General features: G+C 74.4%; 17 protein-coding genes and 1 pseudogene. 7 read left to right on the plus strand and 11 right to left on the minus strand.

All coding sequences use genetic code 11. The features are described from left to right. Positions 1 to 4: 4 nt before the first annotated feature. The 5 genes and pseudogenes from ACFWEP_RS04780 to ACFWEP_RS04800 all read right to left on the minus strand — a co-directional run. Positions 5 to 4,723, minus strand: coding sequence for a hypothetical protein (locus tag ACFWEP_RS04780; RefSeq protein ID WP_387365575.1), 4,719 nt, complete (start codon positions 4,721 to 4,723; stop codon positions 5 to 7). Between the two features lie 66 nt (positions 4,724 to 4,789). Continuing rightward, positions 4,790 to 5,701, minus strand: a complete 912-nt coding sequence (locus tag ACFWEP_RS04785; RefSeq protein WP_387365578.1) for a hypothetical protein — start codon at positions 5,699 to 5,701, stop codon at positions 4,790 to 4,792. A 91-nt stretch (positions 5,702 to 5,792) separates the two neighbouring features. Then, entirely contained in the window at positions 5,793 to 7,322 is a 1,530-nt protein-coding gene (locus tag ACFWEP_RS04790; RefSeq protein ID WP_387365581.1) for a hypothetical protein, read from the minus strand. Positions 7,323 to 7,689: 367 nt separating this feature from the next. Beyond that, positions 7,690 to 8,574, minus strand: a complete 885-nt coding sequence (locus tag ACFWEP_RS04795) for a hypothetical protein (protein ID WP_387365584.1) — start codon at positions 8,572 to 8,574, stop codon at positions 7,690 to 7,692. A gap of 29 nt (positions 8,575 to 8,603) precedes the next feature. Further along, positions 8,604 to 8,693: pseudogene (locus ACFWEP_RS04800) on the minus strand (YbhB/YbcL family Raf kinase inhibitor-like protein); the annotation flags it as partial. Between the two features lie 162 nt (positions 8,694 to 8,855). Here ACFWEP_RS04800 and ACFWEP_RS04805 point away from each other — a divergent pair. Further along, positions 8,856 to 9,551: a GntR family transcriptional regulator gene (locus ACFWEP_RS04805; protein ID WP_387365588.1), complete on the plus strand. Its 696-nt coding sequence runs from the start codon at positions 8,856 to 8,858 to the stop codon at positions 9,549 to 9,551. A gap of 145 nt (positions 9,552 to 9,696) precedes the next feature. On the opposite strand, the gene ACFWEP_RS04810 is transcribed toward ACFWEP_RS04805, so the two are convergent. The 5 genes from ACFWEP_RS04810 to ACFWEP_RS04830 form a co-directional block, all read right to left on the minus strand. Then, on the minus strand, positions 9,697 to 10,734 hold the full coding sequence (locus ACFWEP_RS04810) for an SGNH/GDSL hydrolase family protein (protein WP_387365592.1): 1,038 nt from the start codon (positions 10,732 to 10,734) through the stop codon (positions 9,697 to 9,699). Next, complete coding sequence (locus ACFWEP_RS04815; protein WP_387365595.1) at positions 10,731 to 11,885, minus strand: glycosyltransferase; 1,155 nt, start codon at positions 11,883 to 11,885, stop codon at positions 10,731 to 10,733. The genes ACFWEP_RS04810 and ACFWEP_RS04815 overlap by 4 nt, the downstream gene beginning before the upstream one ends. Continuing rightward, positions 11,882 to 13,015, minus strand: coding sequence for a glycosyltransferase family 4 protein (locus tag ACFWEP_RS04820; RefSeq protein ID WP_387365598.1), 1,134 nt, complete (start codon positions 13,013 to 13,015; stop codon positions 11,882 to 11,884). The genes ACFWEP_RS04815 and ACFWEP_RS04820 overlap by 4 nt, the downstream gene beginning before the upstream one ends. A gap of 186 nt (positions 13,016 to 13,201) precedes the next feature. Beyond that, complete coding sequence (locus ACFWEP_RS04825) at positions 13,202 to 14,623, minus strand: HEAT repeat domain-containing protein (RefSeq protein WP_387365601.1); 1,422 nt, start codon at positions 14,621 to 14,623, stop codon at positions 13,202 to 13,204. Positions 14,624 to 14,921: 298 nt separating this feature from the next. Further along, a complete protein-coding gene (locus tag ACFWEP_RS04830; RefSeq protein ID WP_387365604.1) occupies positions 14,922 to 15,314 on the minus strand; it encodes an ankyrin repeat domain-containing protein in 393 nt (130 codons plus the stop codon). A gap of 391 nt (positions 15,315 to 15,705) precedes the next feature. Here ACFWEP_RS04830 and ACFWEP_RS04835 point away from each other — a divergent pair, with 391 nt between their 5' ends. Together ACFWEP_RS04835 and ACFWEP_RS04840 are read left to right on the plus strand one after the other, a co-directional pair. After that, positions 15,706 to 15,900, plus strand: coding sequence for a hypothetical protein (locus ACFWEP_RS04835; protein ID WP_275495276.1), 195 nt, complete (start codon positions 15,706 to 15,708; stop codon positions 15,898 to 15,900). Between the two features lie 39 nt (positions 15,901 to 15,939). Beyond that, positions 15,940 to 17,541: a hypothetical protein gene (locus tag ACFWEP_RS04840; protein WP_387365608.1), complete on the plus strand. Its 1,602-nt coding sequence runs from the start codon at positions 15,940 to 15,942 to the stop codon at positions 17,539 to 17,541. A gap of 105 nt (positions 17,542 to 17,646) precedes the next feature. Here ACFWEP_RS04840 and ACFWEP_RS04845 read toward each other — a convergent pair whose 3' ends face one another. After that, entirely contained in the window at positions 17,647 to 19,146 is a 1,500-nt protein-coding gene (locus tag ACFWEP_RS04845) for a PLP-dependent aminotransferase family protein (protein WP_387365611.1), read from the minus strand. A gap of 101 nt (positions 19,147 to 19,247) precedes the next feature. Between ACFWEP_RS04845 and ACFWEP_RS04850 the strand changes: the two genes are divergently transcribed. From ACFWEP_RS04850 to ACFWEP_RS04865, 4 genes are all read left to right on the plus strand, one after another. Next, positions 19,248 to 19,916 (plus strand): YitT family protein, encoded by a 669-nt coding sequence (locus ACFWEP_RS04850; protein ID WP_387365614.1) that lies wholly within the window; start codon positions 19,248 to 19,250, stop codon positions 19,914 to 19,916. Continuing rightward, positions 19,913 to 20,677, plus strand: a complete 765-nt coding sequence (locus ACFWEP_RS04855; RefSeq protein WP_387365617.1) for a glycerophosphodiester phosphodiesterase family protein — start codon at positions 19,913 to 19,915, stop codon at positions 20,675 to 20,677. Before ACFWEP_RS04850 ends, ACFWEP_RS04855 begins: the two co-directional genes overlap by 4 nt. A gap of 55 nt (positions 20,678 to 20,732) precedes the next feature. Beyond that, positions 20,733 to 22,106: an MFS transporter gene (locus ACFWEP_RS04860; RefSeq protein WP_387365620.1), complete on the plus strand. Its 1,374-nt coding sequence runs from the start codon at positions 20,733 to 20,735 to the stop codon at positions 22,104 to 22,106. A gap of 265 nt (positions 22,107 to 22,371) precedes the next feature. Next, positions 22,372 to 22,746, plus strand: coding sequence for an RNA polymerase-binding protein RbpA (locus ACFWEP_RS04865; RefSeq protein WP_007262928.1), 375 nt, complete (start codon positions 22,372 to 22,374; stop codon positions 22,744 to 22,746). Positions 22,747 to 22,797: the final 51 nt, after the last annotated feature.

Below are 22,797 nucleotides of genomic sequence, written 5' to 3' on the forward strand. Positions count from 1 at the left end.
GCGGTCAGGCCGTGGGCTGCTCCGTGCTCCGCTTGAACATCCGGGTCGCCGTGATCTCCCCGTGCACGGTCTCGCCCTCCGGGTCCTGCTGGGGCAGGCCCGGCCGCAGGTGCTCCTCGACGCTGATGTACTTCAGCCCGGCCCGCAGGTCCGCGTCGTTGCGGAGCCTGATCACCAGGGGGAACTCGGCGAGCGCCGTCGTGTCGAACAGCCCCGTCGTGTAGAGGAGCTGGACGCCGAGCGCGTCCGACACCGCGCGCTGGAGCTCCAGCAGGTACGTGGCGTTGGCGCGGCCGATGGGGTTGTCGAGGAAGAGCGTGCCGGCGTGCCGGTGCTTGTCGCGGCCCCGGTCGTTGCTGCGGAGCGCGGCCATGGTGCAGTAGAGCGCGATGGCCGCGGTGAGCAGCTGACCGCCGGAGAAGACGTCCCCCATCTGGCCGACGGGTACGCGTTCGGCGCGCAGTACCGCGTCGGGCTTGAGGATCTCCACGGCGATGCCCTTGGGCCTCAGCGCCGCTTCCACTCCGCGCAGCAGCAGGGACATGCCGTCGCGGCGCAGGTCGGCGTTCTTCTTGAGGGCCGAGTGGGTCGCCTCGTCGATGACCTCGCCGAGACGCTCGCTCAGCGTGGCCTGGTCGGGTTCCTCGAAGCGGATGCGGAGGAACTCCTGCCCGGACCACTCCCCCAGCCCTTCGGGCAGCCGGGACAGCCGCTGCGCGGAACGCAGGGTGGCGAGGGCCGATTCCACCAGACCGCGCAGCCGGTCGACGATGGAGTCGCGGTTGCGTTCCAGCTGGGCGAGTTCGTCGGTGAGGACGCGGAGCCGGGGGGCGAAGGCGTCGGCCCACTTCTGCGCGTGCTCGGGCAGGGCGGAAGCGGGAAGTTCGCGGATCTGCTGGCGGGCGGGGGTGCGTACCTGTTCGTAGCGGGTGGAGTTCGCGTGGCGTACGAGGATGTCGCTCGCCTCCCTGACCGCGGCCTCGGCGGCGGAGAGGTCGGCCGCGCAGCCGCGCAGTGAGCGGCGCGCCTCGGCGGCGGAGGTCCGGGCCTCTTCGAGGGTCCCGGAGTGGGGGTCGGGACCGTCGTCCTCGCCCTCGGTGCCGTGGTCGCGCAGGAGGTCCCGCAGCAGGGCCGCGGTCTCGTCGAAGCCGCCGGCGGAGTCCTCGGCGGTGCGGTGGGCGTGCAGCAGTTCGGCGTGCGCGGCACGCGCGGTGTCCAGGGACGCGGTGGCGGCGGTGAGTTCGCCGGTGGCGGCACGGAACAGGGTCTGGGCCGCTTCGGCGTCGGCCGGGACGAGCTCTTCGGGCAGTTCGGTGTGGTGCGGCGACTCGTCCTCGGGGGCGAGGCGTTCGGCCTCGCCGCGCAGCCGGCCCAGCTGCTCGCTCGCGGTGGAGGCGCGGGTCTCCAGGAGCTGGACGAGCGATTCGGCGCGGGCCGCCGCCGCCTGCCGGGAGGGGCCGTCGGCGCCGTCGGTTCCTTCGAGGAGCTGGGCCGCGCGGGTACGCACCTTGTTGCTGAGGCGGTCGAGTTCCAGGAGGGCGGCGCTCTCGTCGCTTTCGGCCCGTGCCTGTTCGGCGCGGAGGTCGGCTCCGACGCCCACCTTCTCGTACAGCTGGGAGGCCGCCCGGTAGGCCTCGCGGAGGGCGGGCAGCGCCTGGCGGGCGGTGTGCTCACCCGGCTCGGGCAGGGTCTCCGGGGCGCCCGCGATCTCGGCGCGTTCGGCGCGCAGCGCGCGGGCGGTGCGGCGGGCGTCGTCGGCGGCACGCTGGGCGGCCCTGCGGTCCTCGTCTGCGGCGCGGGCGCGGTCCAGCCAGGTCTGTGCGCGGCCCTCCGACTCGGCGGCCTCGTCGACGAGTTCGCGGAGCCGGATCTGCCAGCCGGCGCGTTCGCGGAGCCGGTGGGCGAGGCCGGCCAGGGCATCGGCGGCACGGCGGGCTCGCTGGGCCGCCTCCTGGCGTTCCTCACGGACCCGGGCGGTGTCGGCCGCCGCCTCGTCGGCCTCGGCGCGGACCGTACGGGCCTCGGCGAGGGCCTCCTCGGCGGTCTCGGCGACCGTCCGCGCGGTGGCGGCCGCGGTGGCGAGTTCGGCGAGCATGCCGGGCGGGCAGTCGGCGCGCCAGGCACCGATGCGGGCGGCGAGGGCGCGGTCGCCGGCCAGCCGGGCGGCGAGGGCGCGGATGTCCTCGTCCCGGTCGGCGGCCCGGGCGCGCAGGGCTTGGCGCTCCTCGTCGGCGGCGAGTTCGTCGTGCATCGCCGGGTTCGGCGGGACGAGGAACACCTCGTCGGTGCCGCTGCCCGCCTCGGGCACCGGCGCGAGCAGCGCGGCGGCGGTGCCCACCGCGACGGTCGAACGGGGCAGCAGGGCTGCGCCGCCGAGTACCTCGCGGGCCCGGGTGTGGGCGCCGGGGTCGGTGATGACGACGCCGTCGACGAGTTCGGGGCGGGCGGCGAGGACGGCGGCGTGGTCGGCGGGGTCGACGGCCTGGGCGAGGTAGCGCCAGCCGGGCAGGGCGGGGATGCCGTGCTCGCCGAGGTACTCGACGGTGGCCAGCACGTCGGGGCCGGGCGGCAGCAGTCCGCCGTCGCCGAGCGCGCCGAGGATGCGGGAGTCGTCGGCGGCGGCCGTACGCAGGTCGAAGAGGCGGCGTTCGGCGGTCGCGATGCCCTGGTCGAGCAGTTCGCGCAGTTCGCCGGCGCCGCGGTCGAACTCCTCGGTGGTCAGGGACCGGGCGGTGGTGCGGCGGTCGGCCAGGGCTACCTGACGGTCGGTGCCGTGCGGGACGGGGCCGCCCTCACCGGGGATGCGGGCTCCGCCCGGGGCGGTGCCGTGGGGTTCGTCGGGGCCGGTGCCGCTGCGGGGCTGGGGCACGCCGGTGTTCGAGGGCAGGCCGAGGAGGTCGGCGAGGCGGCCTTCGGAGGCGAGGGCGTCGGCGGCGGCGCGCTCGTCCTCGTAGGACTGTTCGGCGGCCTGGGCGGCGTCGGCGGCGCGGGCGGCGGCGAGTTCGGCGCGGCTCTCGGCGGCGGCGGCTTCCCGGGCGTGGTCGGCCGAGGCGCGGGCGGCGTCGCGGGCGGTGTCCCAGGCGGCGACCGCGGCCTGTTCCGCGTCGCTCGCGGCGAGGGCGGCGCGGGCGGGGTCGGCGCCGGGGGCGGTGTCGTCGAGCCAGCCCGCCCGGACGGCCTCGGCGGTCTCCTGCTCGACCTCGGCGAGGCGTTGGCGCAGGTGGCCGGCCTCGCTGCGGGCGCGCTGGGCCTCGGTGGCGGCGGTGGTGGCGTCGCGGTGGGCGCGCTCGCCCTCGGCCTGGAGGGTGTCGGAGCGCTCCTCCTCCTCGTTGGCCACCCGTTCGCCGTCCTCGGCGGCGGTGTGCAGGGCGCGTACCAGGTCGCCGGCTGCGGTGGCGCGGGCGGCGAGCGCGGGCGCGGCGTCGCGTTCGGCCTCGCGGATGGCGACGGCGACGCGCGCCGAGCGGTCGGCGGCGGCGCGGTGGCGCAGCACCGCCTCGGCGGCCTGCCAAGCGGAGTGCAGGGTACGGGCGTCGCCGAGCTCGCGGCGCTGGGCGGCAGCGGCCTTCTCGGCCGCGGCCAGGGCCAGGGAGGCGTTGCGGTAGGCGAGTTCGGCGGCGACGAGGGCGCGGTGGCCCCGGGTGCGTTCGGCCTCGGTGACGGTGTGGGCGGCGGCGGTGACGTGCTGGGCCAGCTCGGTACCGCGGCCGCGTTCCTCGGTGGCGCGGGCAGAGAGACGTCGCGCGAGGGTACGGGTGCGGCGTTCCGCTCCGGCGTGGACGTCCCGGCTGCGGGACCGGGCGGCGGTGGCCTCGACGATCCGCCCGAGGAGGTCGGCGGAGCCGGCGGTGAAATCGCGTTCGGCGGTGAGTTCGGCGCGGCGGCCGAGCTTGTTGCCGAAGCCGCTGACGAGGTCGGCGAGGCCGTCGGTGTCACGGGTGTCGGTCACGGCCCGCAGGAGCAGGTCGGTGAAGTCGGAGTCCTTCTTGACCGCGAAGAGTCCGGCGGCCTCGCCCTCGTCGGCGTTCATCTCGCGCTGGTAGCGGAAGAGTTCGGGGTCGAGTCCGAGGTCGCCGAGGTGTTCGTTCCACCGGTCGTGGATCTCTTCCCAGTGCACGTCGAGGTGCTGGTAGAACTTTCCGGCGTCCGTGAGGGCGTCGCGGAACCCCTTCATGGTGCGGCGTCGCCCCCGGGCGCCGGAGGTGCCCTCGGCGGGGCGGCCGACGGTGGTGGCCTCGGCGACGGGGAGGTTGTCGAGACTGAGTCCCGGTCCGGGCCGGAAGGAGTACCAGGCCTCGGCGAACCGGCGCGGGTCGTTGGAGACCTGGTGGCCGCGCCACTCGCTGACCTTGCCGACGACGACGCATTCGCCGGTGAGGGTGTGCTGCCACTCCAGGGCGACGTGCCCGCAGTCGTCGGCGAGCAGGAACTTGCGGAGCACGCCGGAGCTGGCGCCGCCGAGGGTGTTGCGGTGGCCGGGCAGCATCACCGAGAAGATCAGCTTCAGCAGGACGGACTTGCCGCCGCCGTTCTCCAGGAAGAGGACGCCCGCGGGCGCGGGCCTGCGCGGCGGGCCGACCGGTTCGTCCTCGAAGAACTCGGCTTGCGCCGGGGCGGGTTCGGGTACGGGCGCTCCGACGCCGCGCAGATCGAGAACGGTGTCGGCATAGCGCGCACCGGCCGGTCCGATGGAGTAGAGGCGGACCCGGGACAACTCGTACATGGCGGCGGACTCTCGTCGTTCGTGAAGCGGAACGGGCAGAACAGGTGGAACGCGGTGGTGGGCGCGTCAGCCGTGGAAGGGGAGGCCGGCGTCGGCCGCGAGTTCCAGGTCGTCGGTGTCGCGCGGTGGCAGCAGGGTCGCGCCGCCGTCGGTGACGGGGACGACCCCGAGCTCCAGCAGTTCGGCCATGGCGGCGCTGCCCGCCATGTCGCGCACCTGGAGCTGGTAGCGCGCGGTGGTGCGGTAGGCACCGCCCGCGTCGTCGCCGGTGCGCTGGAGGAAGCCGGAATCGGTGAGGAAGGCGACGGCTTTGCCGATGATGCCGGTGGTCGATCCGGCGAGGCGGCGGGCGTCCTTGGTGGCGCCGGTCGCGCTGCGACGGGCGTAGACGCGCCAGCCGGCTTCAAGTCCGGGGGCGTCGCTCGTGGGGTCGGTGTTCTCGCCCTGCTCGGCGGCCCGCTCCTCCAGCCGCAGGCACGCCTGGCGGACGAACGCGTCGACGCCGTTGACGGTGATGCGGCCGATGTACGCGTCGTCGGCGAGGTCCTCGGGCCGGGGAAAGGCCATGGCGGCGACGGCGAGGTGGGCGAGGCCGTGCAGGAACCGGTCGGCCGCGTCGGAGGAGGCTCGGCGGGCGTAGTCGCCCATCCGTACGGCGAAGACCGAGTCCTCGTCGGCGGTGACGGCCATGCCGGCGCGGGTGGACACCTCCAGGACGACCAGGCCGAGGCCGGTGGCGACGGCGTCCGCGAGTCGTCCGAAGGCGGGTTCCTCGCGGTAGCGGCGCAGCAGGTCGGCGTACTCGGCGTCCCGGGCGGGCACCAGTTTGGGCTGGAGTCCGAAGGAGACCAGCCGTGCGGCGTCGGCGGCGTCGGCCGGGGTGACGGACGCCTGCCCGGGGGCGGGAGCGGGCTCCACGGCGGGGGTGACGGCGGGTTCGTCCCACGCGTCGGTGTGCTCGGCGCGGTGGTCGCTCACGACTGGGGCTCCTCGGTGCGGAGTTGCTTCGGTACGGACAAGGGGGCGCGGCGGTCTGGGGCGCCGGCCGGCGGGGAGCTCTGCGGAGCACTCATGACGCCTCCTTGCGGTCGGCGGCCATGCCGGCCGCGTCGAGCAGGGCGGTGCCGACGACGAGGTCGGCGCCACCGAATTCGGGGTCGCTGAGCTCGGTGCCGTCGTCCACGGCGAACAGCAGGCGCCGCTCTCCCTGACGGTAGGCGGTGCCGACCGGCGGGCTCGCCGCGTGGACCGCAAGCAGGGCCACCAGGTACGGCAGTTCCGGGTCGCCGGTGGCACGGGCCTCGGCCAGCAGTCCGGAGAGCCGACGGGGGGCGTCGTACTCCAGGTCGAGCAGGACCCTCGCACGGGCGAGCTGGTCCTCGCTGAACCGGCTGTCGTCGGGGGTGGCGATCAGGTCGGGCTCGGGCATCTCGGCGCCCAGGTGTTCGCGCTCCACGGGCGGGGAGAGCAGCAGGTCGACGAGGTCGCCGACGCGTACGGAGGTGGGGGTGCGCAGTCCGGTGCCCCGGGCGAAGAACGCGTCGGTGGCCCGGATGGACTGTTCGACGGGGAGCGGCAGGATCGGGGCGAGGAGCTGCCCGTAGAGGTCGAGCCCGGTGCGCGAGGCCGGGGTGGCGAAGGCCTGCCGGTCCTGTTCGGCGCGGAAGAGGGGACCCGCTTCGAGGAGCCGGGACTGCAGCTGGGTGTGGCGGCGGATGCAGTCCTTGACGATGTCGACGAGTTCGGCGGCGCGGCGCTTGTTCTCGGGTTCCTCGGCCTCGTCGCGCGCCTTGCGGATGTTGGTGAGGATCGCGTTCTCGTGGCGGTAGCGGTCGGCGACGTGGTCGAGTGCCTCGGCGATCATGTCGGGGACGGCGTTCAGCCAGTCGACGGCGCGGACGTTGCGGCGGGTCGCCTCCAGCGTGCGGCGGAGCGTCTCGGCGTACTGCACCGTGCGGTAGCGGGCCTGTTCGGCGGCGAGCTGCGCGTCGGCGAGACGGCCCCGGCTGACCAGCACCTCCAGCTTGACCTCGGCGGCGATCTGCGCGCTGGTGACGTCGGTGTCCAGGGCGCCGACGAGGACGTTGACGGCCTCGTCGGTCGCCCGGAGGAAGACGGTGCCACCATGGCCGGGCACCTCCTCGACGAGCTTGAAGTCGTAGTCCCTGCGGACGTACACGCCGTCGGGTCCGAAGGTGCCGTAGACCGCCCGGAACCCGCGGTCGACGCTGCCGACGTTGATGAGGTTCTCCAGCACCCAGCGGGCGACCCGCTCGTGCTCGACGGCGGGGCGGTCGGGAGCCTGGGCGTGGACCCGGGGCAGCAGCCTGGTCACTATCTGTTCGTGGTCGGCGCCGGTGTCGAAGTCCATGTTCAGGGTGACCACGTCGATCGCGGCGAGGGCGACCTCGGCCATCGAGTAGACGGTGTACTCGCCCGCGAGGTTCGCCTTGCGCACGTCGAGATCGTGCAGCGGCGCGGTGCAGGCGAGCGCGCGCAGCCGCCGGGCGAGCCCCTCGTCGGCGGCCGGGCCGGGTGCGGGCCGCGGGCCCGCGCTGAGCTGGGGCGCGGCGTTGTCCGTATCGGCAGGCGAAGTCACGCGTCACAGATTAGGTCCTCACCCTGACAACGGTCGAAACGGCGCAGATCCGGCCGCTCCGCCCAGCGGGCGTCCGGGCCGGTACGAGGGCGTGCGCGGGCGTCACCGGGAGCCTGCGGACCGGCGCGGGGCGCCCTCCCTCGGCGGGCCCGGACCGCCCCGCCGCAGGCGGCGGACCTCCGCGGGCCCGGTCACCGGCCGGCCGTCGCCCGTCCCCTCGCCCACGCACGGTGAGCACGGAAGCAGCCGGTGTCCGCGAAGGTGCGGGGCACCCGGGCGGTGCGGGCGGCACTCGGACCACCCCTCGAACCGGCACCCGGCGGGCGGGCTGCGAACGGCTGCCCGGGCAGCGACCGTTGAGGCGTGTTCATGTCCTTTGCGAGGGCTGGAACGCCTCCGCCGCGGTGAACGCGTCACTGATCGGCGCGATCAGCGACGCGAGGCGGCGGGTGCCCGCGTCGCCGATCGGCGCCCACAACGCGGCGCAGTGCTCGTCCGTCATCTCTTCGATGTGCTCACGTGCCGCACGGCCGGTCTCGGTGAGCATGGCGTGGGAGTCGAGCCAGCCGCGTGCGGCGAGGCGCGCCGTGGCCGCGTTCCACTCGCCGTCGGTCCATTGACGGGTCTTTCGTACGAGAGCGGTCGGGAGGCAGCCGGTCGCGGTGTGCAGAACGAGGCAGTCGCACGGCCCGAGGCCGTTGTCGGCGAGCACGACGAGATGGGCGTCCCCGCGCCACTCGCGCGCCACGGTGATCTGCTGCCACAGAGCCACCAGAGGATCGGAAGGAAGCGGGACCGATGCGTTCGCGGCGGCGAGCACCTTGCCGGCGTAGTCGGCTCCGGCGACGACCGGGTCGATGAGCGAGCGCGCCTCGGCCAGGTGTTCGTCCCCGAGCCGTACGCCGGCGCGCCGCATCGCGCGTCCGGCGGCGAGGAAGCGGGCGGCCTGCCACCGCTCGGGCGGTGCGGCGTCCCACACGCCCACCATGGCCCGCACGACCCGCGGGCTGAAGTTGTAGAAGGCCGCGAGCGTGACGTGCCACGGAACCGCGCCCATGGCGGCGGACCGGAAGGCCAGATACGCCGGCCCCTGGTCGGTCACGCCGAGCGCGGCCGCCTCCTCGGCGCTCTCGGGGGCGAGATAGATGAACAGGTGGGCAGCGCTGACGGCTTGGCTGACGAGCCGCACGGCGTTCAGGTCCGTCGGACCGCCGCCGGTACGGACGGAGCCGGGAAGGGTGTCGAGGTGCATGGCGGTGCTGTCTCCAGGATCGGGCAGTCGGTTCCGGCAGTGGCCGTCGATGCCGCGCGTCCGAGGGCGCGACCGGCGACGGTGAAGCCGAGAACGGCAGGTGTGGCGTCGGCCGGGACGACGTCCGCCGAGGGGCTGTTGAGGGTGTGCTCCCGGCGAAGGGCGTGGCAGGCACGGCGGGACGTTCGCCTCCGGACGGGGGACCCCAGCCGGTCTCGATCGACAGTAACACGCATAATCGATTATCTCGGGAATCGTCTGATCGCCAGTAGGATGGTCTGATGAATCCGACGTCACGAGCCTCGACCGCGCCGGGGAAGCAGATGCTCTCCGAGCAGGTCTACGCACACCTGCGGGACGCGATCATGCGTGGGGACCACGCCCCCGGCTCCCCCCTCAAGCCGCAGGACCTTGCCAAGGAGCAGGGCGTGAGCCTGGCCGTGGTGCGTGAGGCGCTCGTGCGGGTGGTCGGCGACGGGCTGGCCGACCGGCTGCCCAACCGCGGTTTCGCGGTGCCGTCCTTCTCCGACCGTCGCTGGCAGGAGATCGCGGAAGCCCGCCGGACCGTCGAGCCGGTCGTGTTGCGCATGTCCGTCGAGCGTGGCGACGTCGAATGGGAGGCCCGCGTGCGGGCCGCCCACCATCGGCTGGTCCGTACTCCGGCGTACGCGCCGGAGGAGGGCTCGCACTACACCTCCGCTTGGGCCGAGGCGCACCGGGTCTTCCACCGCACGTTGCTGGAAGGGTGTGGAAACCGCGCCCTGCTGGAGACCTTCGACCGGTTGTGGACCGCGAGCGAGCTGGCCCGCCGGTGGTCGGCGCAACGCAGCCCCGGCCGGGACGGCGTCGAGGAGCACCGCGCGCTGGAGGAGGCGGTGCTGGCCCGCGACGCCGACACCGCGGCGGCTGTCCTGACCCAGCACCTGACTCTGACCGCGGCTGCGCTGACCGACGATCCGGCTCCGGCCCGAACCTGACGAAGGCACTCGGGCCGGGTGGTCGGCCGGGCTCCCCGGTCACCGCCGCCGGCGATACGGCAATGCGGCGGGGCCGGTCACCGACACCGCGCGGTGCGGTTCGGGCGGAGCCCGGATGCGCCCGGGGGCGCGGGCTTACGGGCCTTCAGGGGCCCGTGTCCGCGAGCGCGGCGAGCACCGCGGTGGCGGCCTCCGGGTCGGCGGTCGCCGCCGGGTGTTCGTCGGAGGCAGGCGCGGTGGAGGGGATCAGAGCGGTGGAGGGGGTCGGCGCGGGTGAGGGGACCACGGCGGTCAGGGCGGTCAGGGCGGCGAACACGGTCCGCCGGTGCTCCCGGTCGAGGCGGGCGGTGGTGCCGAAGGCGGCGTGACCGGCCTCCCGGGCGGCCAGCAGGAACAGTTGGGGCAGCAGGTCGGTGGAGCGGCGGGCCAGCCATCCGGCGCCCTCCGTGACGAGCAGCCGGGCGGAGGCCGCACGGCCGGGGCGGGGCAGCCGGGGCTCGGCCCCGGGCGGCGCTCCGGTCGCGAGGCCGCGCGCGGTGAGCAGACCGTGGAAGTCCGCCGCCACCTTGCGGTGTCCGCGTTCGGCGGGGTGGAGGCGGTCCGGACTCCACAGCGAACGGTCCGCCACCCAGGCGGGGTCGCAGGCGTGGAGGTGGACCGCCGCGTACCGGGCCGAGAGGTGGTGCACGACGGCGTTCACACCCTGCTGGCGGCGCGCGAGCGGGCGGCCGAGCGCGGCGGGCAGCCCCAGGACGGCCCCGGGGTCCGGCAGACAGGCCGTCAGGAGTACGGCTCCGCCCGCCGCCAGCAGGGCGCAGACCTCGTCCATGCGGTGGGCGAGGCGGTCCAGGTCGAAGGGGTGGCGCAGGGTGTCGTTGGTGCCGAAGACGACAGCCGCGAGGTGCGGGCGGAACGCGGCGGCGGCGGACGCCTGGTGTTCGCGCACGTCGGCCGAGAGCGATCCGCTCACCGCGTAGTTGCGGAACTCCACGCCCCGGGAGCCGTCGTCGAGCGAGTCCGCGAGGAGTCCGGCCCACCCTCTCAGGCCCTCGGCGGCCGGGTCTCCGACCCCCGCGGTGAACGAGTCGCCGAGGGCCGCGAACCGCAGCGGGGCGGGCGCGTCCCCCACGCTGCCGGGGACGGGGAGGTCGTCCCGGAGCGTGACGTCGGTGGGCGCGCTCATGCCCGGGCCTCCCGGGCCCCGTGGCGGCGCGGTACGTCGTGCGCCCGGAGGAACGCGGCGACCGAGCGGTCCCAGCCATAGAGCTCGGCCCGCTCCCGTGCGGTGGCCCGGCGCTCCTTCTCGGGGCGGGCGAGCAACTCACGTACGGCGGCGGCGAACGCGTCGCCGGTGTCGGCGGCGGGCAGTCCGGCGCCGGCGACGACCTCGGGCAGCGCCGAAGTGGCGCTCGCCACCACAGGGGTGCCGCAGGCGAGGGCCTCCAGAGCGGAGAGGCCGAAGGTCTCGGCGGGGCCGGGGGCGAGGACGAGGTCGGCGGACGCCTGGAGAGCGGCCACCCGGTCGCGGGAGGCGATGTGCCCGAGGAAGAGCACGGGCAGGCGTTCGGCCCTGGCGCGGCGCTCCAGAGCGGCCCGCTGCGGGCCGTCCCCGGCCACCACCAGGCTCACCCGGACCCCACCGTGCGCGCGCAGCGCGGCCAGGGCGTCCAGGGCGCGTCCGGGGCGCTTCTCCACGGAGAGCCGGGAGCAGAGCAGGAGGAGGACGTCCTGGCCCCGGAGCAGGCGGGCCCGCAGCCGAGGGTCGCGGCGCTCGGGGTGACAGCGCAGAAGGTCGACGCCGAGAGGTGCCCGGACCACGTTGGTGGCGCCGGTCCGCAGGAACTCGCGGGCGGCCCATTCGGTGGTGCAGACGATCCGGGTGAAAGCGTGTGCGCTGCGGGAGTTGAGGCGGTCGGCGGCGATGCCGGCGGCGCGGTCCGGGACGCCCCAGGTGCGCAGGACGCCGTGGGCCGTCTCGTGCGAGACCATCACGGCCGGGACCCGGGCACGGCGGGCCCACTCGCCGGTCCAGCGCAGGCTGGTGCGGTCGGAGACCTCCAGCCGGTCGGGACGCAGCTCCTCCAGCAGGGCGGTGAGCCGGCGCCGGCCCAGCAGGACGCGGTAGCCGCCGCTGCCGGGCAGTACCGGGCCGGGCAGGGTGACCACCCGGCCCGCCGGGGTGCGGTAGTCGGCGGCCTCGGCGCCGGGGACGACCAGGACGGGGTCGTGCCCGGCTTCGCGGTAGCCGCGGCCGAGTTCGTCGAGGGCGGTGCGCAGTCCGCCGGAGGAGGGGGTGACGAAGTTGGCGAGTCTGACGATCTTGAGCCCGTTCACGCGGCCACCGCCGCGCGGTCGCGCAGCACCTCGTCGTAGTGGTGCAGCAGCAGGTCGCCGACGGCTTCCCAGGTGCGGGCCCGCACCGTCTCGCGCCCGGCCCGTCCGTATGCGGCAGCGCGATCCGGGTCGGCGGTGAGCGCCCGGACCGCGTCGCGGACGGCCGCGGCGTCGAGCGGCGGGACCAGCAGTCCGGTGCGGCCGTGGTCGACGAGGTCGAGCGGTCCGCCCGCCGCGGGTGCGACGACCGGCAGCCCTGACGCCATGGCCTCCTGGACGGTCTGGCAGAAGGTCTCGTACGGGCCGGTGTGGACGAACAGGTCCAGCGAGGCGTATATCCGGGCGAGTTCGGCGCCGGTGCGGCGGCCGAGGAAGGCGGCTCCGGGCAGGGCGGCGCGCAGCGAGGTGCCGCTGGGGCCGTCGCCGACGACGACCACCTTGACGCCGGGGACGCCGCAGGCGCGGGCGAGGAGTTCGACGTGCTTCTCGGGTGCGAGGCGTCCGACGTACCCGACCAGGCGCTCGCCGTCCGGGGCGAGGGTCCGGCGCAGCCGCTCGTCGCGCAGGCCGGGGTGGAACCGTACGGTGTCGACGCCCCGGGGCCAGAGATGGACGCGCGGCACACCGTGCGCGACGAGATCGCCCAGTGCGGCGGTGGAGGGGGCGAGGGTGCGGTCGGCGGCGGAGTGGACGGCGCGCATGCGGCGCCACGCGGTCTGCTCGCCGGTCCTGAGATAGGTGCGGGCGTAGCCGGCGAGGTCGGTCTGGTAGACGGCCACGGTGGGCAGCCCGAGCCGCGCGGCCACGTTCATCCCGCGCGCGCCGAGCACGAACGGGCCGGCGAGGTGGACCAGTTCGGCGCGGTGGGCGGTGAGGGCGGTGGCCAGCCTGCGGCCCGGGAGCGCCACCCGGACCTGCGGGTAGCCGGGGAGCGGGAAGGAGGGGACGCGGACCACCGGGCAGGGGGCGCCGGCGTCGAGGGCCTCCGCGGCGTCCGCGCCGGCCGCGGCCGGCGCGATGACGAGCGGCTGGTGACCGCGGGCGGCGAGGTGCCGTGCGGTCTGCAGGGTGCAGTGGGCCACGCCGTTGATGTCCGGCGGGAATGATTCGGTGACGATGACGACACGCATACGGGGGTTGTTCTCAGCCCGGGCGTGAGCGGGCCGACAAGGATCTGTCCGGCGGGACAACGTCCCGTGGCCGTTGTCACCCGTGCAGGGCGCAGGTACCGGCGCGCACGCGGACGGCGCTCCGGCGCGTCGCGCGCCCCGGGGTGCCGGCGTCCCCGGGGCGTCACCGCGCCGTTCGGCTCCGGGTCAGACGCCGGTCGCCTCGGGCTCGATGCGGCTGCGCACGGCGGTCTGCACCTCGGCCTCTTCGGCGGGGTCGGCGGCGAGGCGGCGCAGCCGCTCGGCGACGCGGACGTCCCCGGTCTCCGCGTGCAGCGCGGCGATCTCGCGGGTGGTCTCCTCGCAGTCCCACAGGCATTCGACGGCGAATCCGGTCGCGAAGGACGGATCGGTGGCGGCGAGCGCGCGGGCGGCTCGGCCCCTCAGGTGCGAGGAGGGGGTCTCCCGGTAGACGTGGCGCAGGACGGGGGCGGCACAGGCGATGCCGAGGCGGCCCGCTCCGTCGACCAGCGGCCCCAGCCGCAGGGTGTCGGGCCGGCCCGCGCGCACGGCCTCGCGCAGCGCGCCGAGGACGAGCGGGGCGTCGGCCGGTCCGCCCCGGCGGGCGAGGATGCCGGCGGCGGAGGCGCCGAGCGCGTCGGGCCGGTGCGCCCAGCGGCGGGCCCGTTCGACGGCGGCTTCGCCGGGCATCCGCTCGAACGCGGCGACGGCGGCCTCGGCGACCGTGCGCGAGGGGTCGGCGACGGCGGCGTCGATCAGGTCGAGCACCGCGGGGTCCTCGGCCTCGGCGAGGTAGTGCAGGGCGGCGCAGCGGGCGCCCTCGGGTCCGCTGCGGGCCGCTGCCACGATCTCGGGCCGGTCCTCGGTGCCCGCGACGGCGGCGAGGCAGCGTGCGGCGGGCACGTGCAGCGCCTTGCCGCGTTCCAGTGCCTGCTGGGCCCAGTCCAGGACGGCCTGGACGCTCCATCCGGGGCGGGGGCCGCCGCCGGGCGACATCTGGCGTTGCCAGCGGTCGAAGGAGCCGCGTTCGGTGGCGGCCTTGATGCGGGCGCCGACGGCTGCGCGCGGGTCGTCGGCCCACAACCGCCAGGGGCGCGGTTCGAAGGCGTCGCGTACGGCGGCGGCGAGCCCGGCGGCACCCTCGGGGGTGTCGGCGAAGCGGGCGAGGACGGGCAGCGCGAGGGAGCGCAGGCCGGCGTCGTCGTCGCGCAGGGCCAGCTCGTCGAGCGCCCACGCCCAGTTGGCGCCGGTGGCGGCGTACTGCCGCAGCAGCACGAGGGCGTCGTCGCGTCCGTACGAGGCCAGGTGGCCGAGGACCGCGAGAGCCAGCCCCGTACGGGAGTCGTCGGTGTCGAGGTGGTCCTCGGGATCGGCGAGGTGGCGCTCGATCTCCTGAAGGCCGCCGTCGAGGTCGATGTAGAGCCGGGCGTAGTAGAGGGAGCGGTTCTCGACCTGCCAGTCCTGGCGGGGATCGCCCAGGACGCACGTGTTGAGTGCCGCGAGCGCCTCGGTACGGGATGCGGCGAGCGCGTGGAGCGTGCCGTCGCCGCGGCCCCTCTGCAGCAGGCCGAGCAGGGTGCCGCTCGGCGCTATGAATGGATCGAACATGGAGAAAGCCTCACATCAAGCTGTCGACGCAACCGGGACTGTGCAGTACCTGGGTGGTGTCCGGAGGTACGGAGCCGGGAAGACCCCGTCCGCGATCCGGAAGAACACCGTCTAGGCCGCGCAGCGACATGATCGGCCGACCGCCGTCTTCTGCCTGGTGTCGAGCATCTTCCTCTGCCTCTCGTCGGTGGTCCTGAGCGGACCCGCGACGTCATGATGACCCAGCCATTTCGCCACCGCGACCACATTTCCGACGGACCGGTCGTCCTGGGCCGTGCCGCCCGCGCGGGCGGCGGTGTCAGCGCGCACCGAACAGTTCCAGCAGGTCGGCCTTGCCGAACATCCGCGCGGTGTCCACGGCGGAGGGCACCCCCGCGGCCGGATCGGCGCCCGCGTCGAGCAGCGCGCCGATGACCGCGGACTCGCCTTTGAAGACGGCTCCGGCGAGCGGGGTCTGGCCCCGGTCGTTCGCGCGGTCGGGGTCTGCGCCGCGGTCGACGAGGGCGGTGACGGCGGGTGCGTGGCCGTGGTAGGCGGCGAGCATCAGCAGCGAGTCGCCCCGGTCGTTGGTGAGGTTGGCGGGCACTCCCGCGTCCACGTAGGCGGCGAGGGTGTCCGTCTCGCCGCGGCGGGCGAGGTCGAAGACCTTCGTGGCCAGTTCGACCAACTCGGGGTCGGGGGTTTCGCTCATCGGACGGACCGCCTTCCTTGACCGTTGTCGTTGCCGTAGTCGTCACCGCTGCCCCGCCGGGGCGTACGGCGCCGGGGCCGTGCGGGTAAACCGACAGGGTACTGCCCCGCAACGGCGCGGGTCCGGGACACCGGGAGGGACGGCTCCGGGCCACGGCGGACGCGGGCGGCCCGGGACGACCACGGCCTTCCGGAGCGGTTGCGATGCGGTTTTCCTCACACCCGCAACGACGTTCGGGCGCACCCGGTGCAGGGCCGTACGACCACCTTTGCTGGACCGGTCGGGTGAAAACACCACCTTCTCACTCCAATGCACCTTTTATCGTATAGATACACCGGGTGAGCCTGGAAGGACTCATGGTGACCGTCCCTCTCAACCAGGAGAACCGCTCATGATCCTTTCCATCTCGGGCGTGGTACTGCTCGGCATCATCGCCTTCCTGTTCTTCAAGAAGGACGGGATGAAGGCGTCCCACGGCCTGATCTGCGCCCTGTTCGGCTTCTACCTGGCCGGCACCGCCATCGCGCCCAGCATCACGGCGGGCGGGGCGAGCCTCGCCGGCCTGCTGGGCGGGATCAAGTTCTGACCCTCCGCACCCACCCTCACCCCCCTCCAGGAGACAGACGTGGCCCGGCGACCACTCCCCCGCATTCTCAAGCGCGGCGGCGCTTCGATCACTCGCGGTCGCGAGGTCGCGCGCACGGCCGCCGACAGCGCCACCGACGTCCTCCGCCCGCTGATCGCGATCACCCGTGGTCTGCGGCTGCTGGCAGTCGCAGGACGCCAGAGATGGGCCGCGACGCCCAAGGAACGGCGCGGTTCCAGGCTGTTCCTCGTCGCGGCCTGCCTGACCGCGGTGGCGCTCCTCCCGCACGGGCCGGTCCTGGCCGTGATCGCGGTGATGGGCGCCGCCGCGTGGAAGGGCCGGGACCGCACCCCGGCGAGGACCGGCCCGGACGAGGCCGGGGAGGCCCGGCTGCGCACCCTGTACGAAGCGCTGGTCCCCTACTTCTCCGTCGCCGACGACCCCGCACCGCTCTTCGCCCACGGCGGCGACTGGGAGCGGCCCTTCGGCGACTACGCCTTCGACGGCGACGGCCGGCTCGCCCGGCTCCGGGTGACCTACCCGGCCTGGTTCACCGACGGCGAGAGCGAGGCGCGGACCCGGATCGAACAGGTGGTGCACGCCAAGTCCGGCCGGGGCCGCGAGTACCGCTTCGTGTGGGACGAGGAGGCCAACCGGCTCGCCATGACCGTGCTCGGCCCGCTTCCCACCACGATCGCCGCCCAGCGGTTCGTCACCGCCCCCGGGGAGACCGTCCTCGGATTCACCGACCCGGGGGCGGTGGGCCGCACCGTACCGGTCCAGGACGGTGACGCGAACCACGACGCCTCCCCCGTCGTCTGGCGGACCGGCCCCCGCTCCGCGGAGCCGCATCTTCTCGCCGTCGGAACGCCCGGCAGCGGTACGACGACCCTGCTGCGCTCCATCGCGCTGCAGGCCCTCCGTGACGGCGACGTGCTGATCGTCGACGGTGGCGGCAGCGGGGAGTACGGCTCTCTGGCCGGGCGCGAGGGTGTCCTCGCCGTCGAGTGCGGGCTCGCGGGCGCGCTGGCGACGCTGGAGTGGGCGGCGCACGAGACGGAACGGCGGCTCATCGACGCCAACCGCGAGCGCCAGGCCGGACGCCCCGCCGCCGGGAGCTCCGGGCGCCCGCTCTGGATCCTGCTGGACCGCCCGTCCGTCCTCGGGCACCTGGCGGCGGCGGACGGCCGGCCCGACCCGCAGGATCTCCTCCAGGTGCCGCTGCGGCACGGCCGTGCGGCCGGGGTCACCGTGGTGCTCGCCGACCAGTTCGACGCGGTGGACGGCCTCCCGGACGCGGTACTGACCCACACACCGGCCCGTGTCGTCCTCGGCGCCGCCGCGCGCGAGCAGGTGGCGGCCGTCCTCGGCGCCGAGCCGCACACCACTCCGGTGCCCGGCGTGCCCGCCGGACGCGGTTACGCCCGCCTGGGTGCGGGCGAGGTGCTGAGGCTCCAGGTCCCGGCCACCCCGGACCCGTACGACGAGGCCGCGGGCGAGGCGGACCGCCGGGCCGTGCTCGCCCTGCTCCCGGAGCGCACGGCCGGGCAGGCAGCCCCCGAGGCGGCTGGGGACGGCGGGGACGCGTTGGACGAGCGGGACGCGTTCCGCGCACCGGAGCCGGCGGTCGCGGAGAGCTGACCCCGGAGGCACGGCGGGCGGGAACGGCGGGCGGGAACGGACCGGAGGGTCCGCGGCCGCCCGCCGGGCTTTCCCCCGTCGTCCGCCCCGCCCCTCCCGGCCCTCTCAGGCCACGAAGGTCCTCGGCGCGTCGACGCCCGCCCCCGCGCCGGCCCGGACCAGCGCCGCCGCCGCGGCCAGCCGCGCCGCCGCCTCGTCCGCCACCGGCCCGCCCACCGTGAACGGCAGCCGGACGTACCCCTCGAACGCCCCGTCCACCCCGAAGCGCGGCCCGGACGGCACCCTGACCCCCACCCGCTCACCCGCCACCGCCAGGCGCGACCCGGAGAGCCCGCCGGTACGCACCCAGAGGGTCAGGCCCCCGCGCGGCACCTGGAACTCCCAGTCCGGCAGCTCCCGGCGCACCGCCGCGACCAGGGCGTCGCGGTTGCTCCGGGCCTGTTCGCGCCGGAGCCCGACCGCGTCGGCCCAGCCGCCGGTACGCAGCAGCCAGTTGATGGCGAGCTGCTCCAGGACGGGCGTCCCCATGTCCGCGTAGGCGCGTGCCGAGACGAGGCTGCGGATGGTGTCGGGCGCCGCCCGGACCCAGCCGATCCGCATCCCGGCCCAGAACGCCTTGCTGGCGGATCCCACCGTGATCACCGTGCTGCCGGCCGGGTCGAAGGCGCAGACCCGGCGGGGCATCTCCACGTCCTCGTCGAGGGGCAGTTCGTGCATCGTCTCGTCGACGACCAGGACCGTGCCCGCCGAGCGCGCCGCTTCCACCAGGCCGCGCCGCTGCTGCTCGTCGGCGAGGGCGCCGGTGGGGTTGTGGAAGTCGGCGACGACGTAGGCGAGCCGGGGGGCGGAGTCACGCAGGACCTGCCGCCAGCGGTTCAGGTCCCAGCCGCCGAGCCCGTCCCGCATGGCGACGGGCACCAGGCGGGCGCCGGTCTCCCGCATCAGCTGGAGGATGTTGGCGTAGCTCGGCGACTCGACGGCGATACGTTCGCCGCGCCCGGCGAAGAGGTGGCAGATGGCGTCGATGGCGCCCATCGCCCCGGTGGTCACCATGATCTGCTCGGGCATGGTGGGGACGCCGTGCTCGGTGTAGCGGTCCGCGATCATCCGGCGCAGGGCGGGCAGGCCGGCCGGGTAGTCGCCGTGCGTGTGGGCGTACGGCGGGAGTTCCTCCAGCGCGCCCCGGACGGCCCGGGTCAGCCAGGGCTCCGGGGCGGGCAGCGAGGCGCAGCCGAGGTCGATCATCGAGCCGAGCGCCTCGGGCGGCAGCGGTTCCAGGCCCCGGGCCGGCAGCGGGTTGCCCGCGGGGACCGCGGTCCAGCTGCCCGCGCCGCGCCGGGACTCCAGGAAGCCCTCGGTGCGCAGCGCCTCGTAGGCCGCGGCGACGGTGGTCCGGCTGACGGCCAGGGCGAGCGCCAGTTCGCGTTCGGCGGGCAGCCGTGCGGCGACCGGCACCCGCCCTTCGAGTACCAGCAGCCGGACCCCGTCCGCGAGGGCGCGGTAGGCCGGGGGCTTCCGGGCGCCGGGGGCGCCGGGGCGGGAGAGCGGTGCCCGGAGCTGGCGCGCGAGCTGGGCGGCCCCGACCGTCGAAGTCCACTGAGCCATGAAATCAGTCCACCTTCCTCGGATTGGCCATGGCTGGCGGCCAATCTCCGGCCACAGAGTGACACGAGCCGGTCCACCACCATCACAGCAGGGGGTACCCCATGTCCGCCACCGCCGTTCCGTCCCGCTCGTCCCTGGTCCGCAGGCTGGTGCGGCTCTACGCCGGGCTGGTGCTCTACGGCGCGAGTTCGGCGCTGCTGGTCGTCGCCGGGCTGGGGCTGGAGCCCTGGGGCGTGCTGCACCAGGGGATCTCGGAGCTCACCGGCATCGCCATCGGGACGGTGTCGATCGGGATCGGCGCGCTGGTGCTACTGCTGTGGATACCGCTGCGGCAGCGTCCGGGGCTGGGCACGGTCTCGAACGTCATCGTGGTGGGCCTCACGATGGACGTCGTCCTGGCGTTCGTCCCCGAGGCCCACGGGTGGGCGGCCAGGATCGCGGTGCTGGTGGTGGGCGTCGTCCTCAACGGAGTGGCGACCGGGCTCTACATCACGGCACGGTTCGGTCCGGGGCCGCGCGACGGGCTGATGACCGGGCTGCACCGCGTGACCGGCAGGTCGGTGCGCCTGGCGCGCACGGTGATCGAGGTCGCCGTCGTGGCGGCAGGGTTCGCGCTCGGGGGCTCGCTCGGGATCGGGACGCTGGTGTACGCGCTGGCCATCGGGCCGCTCGCCCAGTTCTTCCTGCGCCTGTTCGCCACCCCCGGGGCGCCGGGAGCGACCGGGGCCGTCGCCGGACCGTCACCGACGACCGCCATACTGCGGCGGTGAACTCAGGACGCCACCCGTATCTGGACCATCCGTCGACGATCCCGTTCGCCCACCGCGGCGGCGCGGCCGGTGGGCTGGAGAACACCGCTGCGGCCTTCCGCCGGGCGGCGGCGCAGGGGTACCGCTACTTCGAGACCGACGTGCACACCACCGCGGACGGCCGTCTCGTCGCCTTCCACGATCCGACCCTGGACCGGGTCACCGACACCGGGGGGCGGATAGCGGACCTGCCGTGGAGCGAGGTCCGGCGGGCCCGGGTGGACGGCCGTGAGCCCCTGCCGCTTTTCGAGGAGTTGCTGGAGGAGTTCCCCCAGGCCCGCTGGAACGTCGACGTGAAGGCCGAGTCCTCGCTCGAACCCCTCCTCGCGCTGATCCGCCGGACGCACACCTGGGACCGGGTGTGCGTCGGCTCGTTCTCGGAGGCCCGGGTGGCCCGCGCGCAGCGGCTCGGCGGCTCCCGGCTGGCGACCTCGTACGGCGTGCGGGGCGTACTGGCCCTGCGGCTGCGCTCGCTCGGGATTCCGGCGCCGCTGCGCCGTGGCGCGGTGTGCGCGCAGGTTCCGGTGAGCCAGAACGGCATCCGGGTCGTCGACCGCCGTTTCGTCCGTACGGCGCACGCCCTGGGCCTCCAGGTCCATGTCTGGACGATCGACGAGGCGGCGGAGATGAGCGCCCTCCTCGACCTCGGCGTGGATGGCATCATGACCGATCACATCGCGACGCTGCGTACGGTGCTGAGCGAGCGCGGGATCTGGTCCTGACGCCGGTCCGGCGGCCGGTGCCGGACGGAACGGACCGAGCAGGGGGCAGGGGAACTTGAGTACAGGAACCACGGGGACGGCGACGCCACCGGAACGTCCGGCCGGCACGCCGGAGGCCGTAGCGCGCAAGCGGGAACAACGAGGCTGGTACTTCTACGACTTCGCGTGCTCGGTCTACTCCACGAGCGTGCTCACCGTCTTCCTCGGGCCCTATCTGACCTCGGTGGCGAAGGCGGCCGCCGACTCCGACGGCTTCGTGCACCCCTTCGGCATACCCGTGCGGGCCGGGTCGCTCTTCGCGTACGCGGTCTCCGCGTCGGTGGTCCTCGCGGTCGTCCTCATGCCGCTGGTGGGTGCGGCGGCGGACCGTTCGGGCCGCAAGAAGCCTCTGCTCGCAGCGGCCGCCTACACGGGTGCGGTGGCCACGACGGCGATGTTCTTCCTGGACGGCCACCGCTATCTGCTCGGCGCCTTCCTGCTGATCGTCGCGAACGCGGCGATCTCGGTGTCGATGGTGCTGTACAACTCCTATCTGCCGCAGATCGCGGAGCCGGACGAGCGGGACGCGGTCTCCTCACGGGGCTGGGCGTTCGGTTACACCTCGGGCGCGCTCGTCCTCGTCCTCAACCTGGTCGTCTACACCGGGCACGACTCGTTCGGCCTGACCGAGTCGGATTCGGTACGCATCTGCCTGGCCTCCGCCGGACTGTGGTGGGGCGCTTTCACCGTCGTGCCGCTGCGACGGCTGCGCGACCGGTGTACCGCCCCGGGCGGCGAGGGAGCGGTCGGTTCGGGCTGGCGGCAGCTGATCGCCACCCTGCGGGACATGCGGCGCCATCCGCTGACGCTCTCGTTCCTGCTGGCGTACCTCATCTACAACGACGGGGTGCAGACCGTCATCTCCCAGGCCTCGGTGTTCGGCTCCGAGGAACTCGGCCTCGACCAGACGACGCTGATCACCGCCGTCCTGCTGGTGCAGATCCTCGCCGTGGCCGGCGCGCTCGGGATGGGACGGCTCGCCCGGGTGTACGGCGCGCAGCGCACGATCCTGGCCTCGCTGGTGGTCTGGACGGCGATCCTGGTGGCCGCCTATTTCCTGCCGGCCGCCTCGCCCGTCTTCTTCTACGTCCTGGCGGCGGCGATCGGACTCGTCCTCGGAGGCAGCCAGGCCCTCTCACGCTCCCTTTTCTCGCATCTGGTCCCGCGCGGCAAGGAAGCGGAGTATTTTTCCGCGTACGAGATGAGCGACCGCGGACTCAGCTGGCTGGGGCCCCTGGTCTTCGGCCTGGCGTACCAGCTGACCGGCAGCTACCGGCAGGCGATCATCTCCTTGGTGGTGTTCTTCGTCATCGGCTCCGTGCTGCTCGCGAGGGTGCCCGTGCGGGCCGCCGTGGCCGCCGCGGGCAATCCCGTACCGGAGCGGATTTAGACGTTGAAGTAAAAGGCCGGTAGTGTACGCCTTTGGCCTGCCCGGAAAGACCGTTACTGCGAGTGGATGACGTCAAGCTGTTGAGTGACAAATCCATTCAAAGGTGACAAACCGGGCAGCGGTGGGGAATCACCCCTGATACAGCAGCGGCAAGACGGGCGACGCATGGCCGGCAACGGGAATCTTTACCGCCGAGCGGACGTTGACCGGATGACGACGACAGCGACATCTGTCCTGTGGGCGACAAGCCCGGGAGGCACGATTCATGAGTGAGCGAGCTCTCCGCGGCACGCGACTCGTGGTTACCAGCTACGAGACGGACCGCGGCATCGATCTGGCCCCGCGCCAGGCGGTGGAGTACGCATGCCAGAACGGGCATCGATTTGAGATGCCCTTCTCGGTAGAGGCGGAAATTCCGCCGGAGTGGGAGTGCAAGGCGTGTGGCGCCATGGCACTCCTGGTGGACGGGGATGGCCCCGAGGAGAAGAAGGGCAAGCCCGCACGTACGCACTGGGACATGCTCATGGAGCGGCGCACCCGCGAGGAGCTGGAGGAAGTGCTGGCCGAGAGGCTGGCGGTCCTTCGCTCCGGAGCCATGAACATCGCCGTGCATCCGCGGGACAGCAGGAAGTCCGCCTGATCCGCGCAAGCACCGAACGGACGGCCGCACCGCATGCGGCCACTACAGCCT

Source organism: Streptomyces sp. NPDC060198, assembly GCF_042728415.1.
In the GTDB taxonomy this organism is placed as follows: Bacteria; Actinomycetota; Actinomycetes; order Streptomycetales; family Streptomycetaceae; genus Streptomyces.

Coding starts and splice junctions, on each gene's coding strand:
- ACFWEP_RS04780 (WP_387365575.1), bottom strand. CDS start 4,723: ATGTACGAGTTGTCCCGGGTCCGCCTCTACTCCATCGGACCGGCCGGT.
- ACFWEP_RS04795 (WP_387365584.1), bottom strand. CDS start 8,574: ATGCACCTCGACACCCTTCCCGGCTCCGTCCGTACCGGCGGCGGTCCG.
- ACFWEP_RS04805 (WP_387365588.1), top strand. CDS start 8,856: ATGAATCCGACGTCACGAGCCTCGACCGCGCCGGGGAAGCAGATGCTC.
- ACFWEP_RS04810 (WP_387365592.1), bottom strand. CDS start 10,734: ATGAGCGCGCCCACCGACGTCACGCTCCGGGACGACCTCCCCGTCCCC.
- ACFWEP_RS04820 (WP_387365598.1), bottom strand. CDS start 13,015: ATGCGTGTCGTCATCGTCACCGAATCATTCCCGCCGGACATCAACGGC.
- ACFWEP_RS04825 (WP_387365601.1), bottom strand. CDS start 14,623: ATGTTCGATCCATTCATAGCGCCGAGCGGCACCCTGCTCGGCCTGCTG.
- ACFWEP_RS04830 (WP_387365604.1), bottom strand. CDS start 15,314: ATGAGCGAAACCCCCGACCCCGAGTTGGTCGAACTGGCCACGAAGGTC.
- ACFWEP_RS04835 (WP_275495276.1), top strand. CDS start 15,706: ATGATCCTTTCCATCTCGGGCGTGGTACTGCTCGGCATCATCGCCTTC.
- ACFWEP_RS04845 (WP_387365611.1), bottom strand. CDS start 19,146: ATGGCTCAGTGGACTTCGACGGTCGGGGCCGCCCAGCTCGCGCGCCAG.
- ACFWEP_RS04850 (WP_387365614.1), top strand. CDS start 19,248: ATGTCCGCCACCGCCGTTCCGTCCCGCTCGTCCCTGGTCCGCAGGCTG.
- ACFWEP_RS04865 (WP_007262928.1), top strand. CDS start 22,372: ATGAGTGAGCGAGCTCTCCGCGGCACGCGACTCGTGGTTACCAGCTAC.